This window comes from Micromonospora phytophila (genome assembly GCF_023656545.1).
GTDB lineage: Bacteria > Actinomycetota > Actinomycetes > Mycobacteriales > Micromonosporaceae > Micromonospora > Micromonospora phytophila.
Genome location: NZ_JAMOKF010000499.1, coordinates 1 through 2,854, shown reverse-complemented (window position 1 = coordinate 2,854; position 2,854 = coordinate 1). Strand labels below are relative to the sequence as shown.

Genomic DNA, 2,854 nt, shown 5'->3' with positions numbered 1-2,854 from the left:
CAGGTGCCACCGGGTCGGCGACGACGGCGGCGGCCAGTCCGGCAGGTCCCGCCAGCCGCCGCCGACGCCGCCGACGTGCACCCGCACCGGCGCGGCACGGGTGACCGGCCGGCCGGCGAGGTGTTCGTCGAGCCAGTCCAGCCCGTCGCGCAGCGCGGCCACGAAGAGGCCGGGGCTGCCGTGGGTCCACGGCCCGACGGTCAGCCGGGGGTGTGCGCCGGCGGCGCGCAGGGCCGCGAAGTCGCGCAGCTGCGCCGGGAGGAAGATGTCGTGCCAACCGCTCACCATCGCCACCGGCGCGCGCACCTGGGCGACCCGGTCGCCGAAGACCCGGCTGCGCCAGTAGTCGGCGTCCGGGGTGTGGTGGCGCAGCCACTCCTGGAAGAACGGCACGGTCACCCCGGTCGCCACCCGGTCGGCGTCGGCGAGCGGCAGGTGGGCCAGCGCCGCGGCCAGCCGGGGCTGGCCGCGCTTGAGCTCCCACTGCCGGGCCAGCCACGGCACGGTCTGCGCCTGGAGCAGCTCGGCCCAGGTGAGCACGGTGTCCAGGGCGAACGACTCCCCCGCGTAGGTCGAGTCGCGGGTGCCCGAGGCGGTCACCACCGCGACCATCGCCCGCAGCTCTCGTCCCGCGTCGGCGGCCAGGGCCCACTGCACGAAGCCCTGGTAGCTGGCGCCGAACATGCCGAACGCCCCGGTCCACCAGGGCTGGCGGCGCAGCCAGTCGAGGGTGTCCAGGCCGTCGTCGCGCTCGTGCACCAGCGGGGCGAACGTCCCACCCGAGCCGTGCGTGCCCCGGCAGGACTGGATCACCACGTGGAAGCCGCGTGCGGCGGCGAGCCGGCCGAGCAGGCGCATCGGTCCGGCGCGACCGTACGGGGTGCGGATCAGCACGGTGGGCGCGTCGGGCAGGTCGGGGGCGTAGTGGTCGGTACGCAGCGCCACGCCGTCGCGGACCCGCACCGGGATGTCCCGGGTGAGGGTGACCCGCCGGCTGCGCGCGGGCGGCAACCGGAGCATGGCGGTGGCGAGCCGGGCCGCCAGCCGGTCCAGCACGACGTCAGCCGTTCGCGCGCCGGGGCGGCTCGGGCCGGGGGGCGGCGCGCACGGCGTCGCGGTGTTCCCGCAGCGAGGCGCTCATCGCCGCCATGAACCGGTGTACGACCTCCAGCTCGTCGTCGCCGAAGCCGGCCATCACCGCGTCGGTGCGGGAGCCGAGCGGCTGGAAGAACTCCATGGCCAGGGCGGCGCCCCGGTCGGCGTAGTGCAGCAGCACCTTGCGCCGGTCGGTGGCGTCGCGGTCACGGCGGATGTGCCCGGCCCGTTCCAGCCGGTCGATCAGGGCGGTGACCGAGCCGGAGGAGAGGTTGAGCTGCTCGCCGAGGCGTCCGGGGGTGATCGGGTCGCCGAGCAGCTCGGCGTCCATCACGGCGATCAGGGCGTGCAGGTCGGTGGCGTTGAGCCCGTGCAGGCCCGCGAAGGCGTGGCCGACGTGCTGCGCGTCCACCGAGTAGCGCCGCAGGTTGTTGGTGATCTCGGCGACCAACTGCTCGCGACGGGTGTCGCGTCGCCGATACATGCCGTGAGCTGCCACGTTCCGCCGCTTCTCCCTGTCGTCGTCGGGTTGCAGCATAGCTCAAATCTCGATAATCTCGTTTATCGAGATACTCGACGATCGGCATGTCCCCGCCAGCGCGAGGTCCGCCCGTCAACTACATTCCGATCGAGAGACCGAGGGCATCGATGTCTGTGTTCACCCGCGTCGCTCGCGGCCGGCTGGCCGCGTGGCTCACCGTGGTCGCCGCGATCGTCGTCGGCGTCGCCATCTTCGGGCTCCCCAAGCCCGACAACCCCGCACCCGTCTCCTCCACCGGCCTGTCCACCGAATGGCAGTCGACGCAGGTCGAGCGCCTCCAGGACCAACTGCCCTCCCGTGACGTCCAGCCCGCCGTCGTCGTGGTCAGCCGCGCCGACGGCGGCACGCTCACCGAGGCCGACCGGGCAACGGTCACCGACCGGTCCGGCGAGCTGAGCCGCTTCGCCGTCGGCGGCCAGGTCGCCGCGCCGCAGATCTCCCCCGACGGCACGGTCGCCCTCGTCGCCGTCCCGCTCTCCACCGCCGGCGGCCAGGAGGTGATCGCCGAGACCGTCGACCAGCTCAGGGCCACCCTGGACGGCGTGCCCGACACGCTCACCGTGGAGGTGACCGGCGGACCGGCGTTCACCGCGGACCTCACCAAGGTTTTCGCCGGCGCGGACGTCACCCTGCTCGCCGTCACCGCCGGCGTCGTGGCGCTGCTGCTGCTCATCACCTACCGCAGCCCGTTCCTGTGGATCGTTCCGCTGCTCGTCGTCGCCGCGACCGAGCAGCTCACGCTGCGCGCCGTCGACACGATCGTGCCCGCGGTCGGCATCAACCTGCAGCAGGGGGCCGTCACCGGCATCGCCAGCGTCCTGGTCTTCGGCGCCGCCACCGACTACGCGCTGCTGATCATCGCCCGCTACCGGGAGGAGTTGCGCCGCGCCGAGGACCGCTTCGCCGCCATGCGGGCGGCCCTGCGGCGCACCGCCGAACCCATCCTCGCCAGCGGATTCACCGTCGTGCTCGGCGTGCTCACCCTGCTGCTGTCGGAGCAGGAAACCAACCGGGCCCTCGCCGTGGCCTGCGCGACCGGCGTCGTCCTGGCCATGTTCTCGGCGCTGTTCGTCCTCCCGGCCGTGCTGGTGCTCTTCGGTCGCGGCCTGTTCTGGCCGTTCGTGCCACGGGTGGGCGGTGCGGTCCGGGAGGGCCGACTGTGGGGCCGGCTCGGCGCCGCCGTCGTGCGCCGCCCGGTGCCGGTGGCGCTGCTCGCCA

3 protein-coding genes are annotated in these 2,854 nt (G+C 74.0%); 1 reads left to right on the top strand and 2 read right to left on the bottom strand.

All coding sequences use genetic code 11. From position 1 onward, the window contains the following. Nucleotides 1-1,056: CocE/NonD family hydrolase (locus NCC78_RS30335; RefSeq protein ID WP_250798825.1), on the bottom strand; the 1,056-nt coding region annotated here is incomplete at its 3' end. 4 nt (nucleotides 1,057-1,060) lie between these two features. After that, nucleotides 1,061-1,579, bottom strand: coding sequence for a MarR family winged helix-turn-helix transcriptional regulator (locus NCC78_RS30330; protein WP_250798826.1), 519 nt, complete (start codon nucleotides 1,577-1,579; stop codon nucleotides 1,061-1,063). A gap of 164 nt (nucleotides 1,580-1,743) precedes the next feature. On the opposite strand from NCC78_RS30330, the gene NCC78_RS30325 reads away from it, so the two are divergent. Then, nucleotides 1,744-2,854 (top strand): efflux RND transporter permease subunit (locus tag NCC78_RS30325; protein WP_250798824.1); only part of this gene is annotated, 1,111 nt, incomplete at its 3' end.

What these genes read in the sequence shown, in the direction of transcription:
- NCC78_RS30330 (WP_250798826.1), bottom strand. Translation starts at nt 1,579, where the DNA reads ATGTATCGGCGACGCGACACCCGTCGCGAGCAGTTGGTCGCCGAGATC.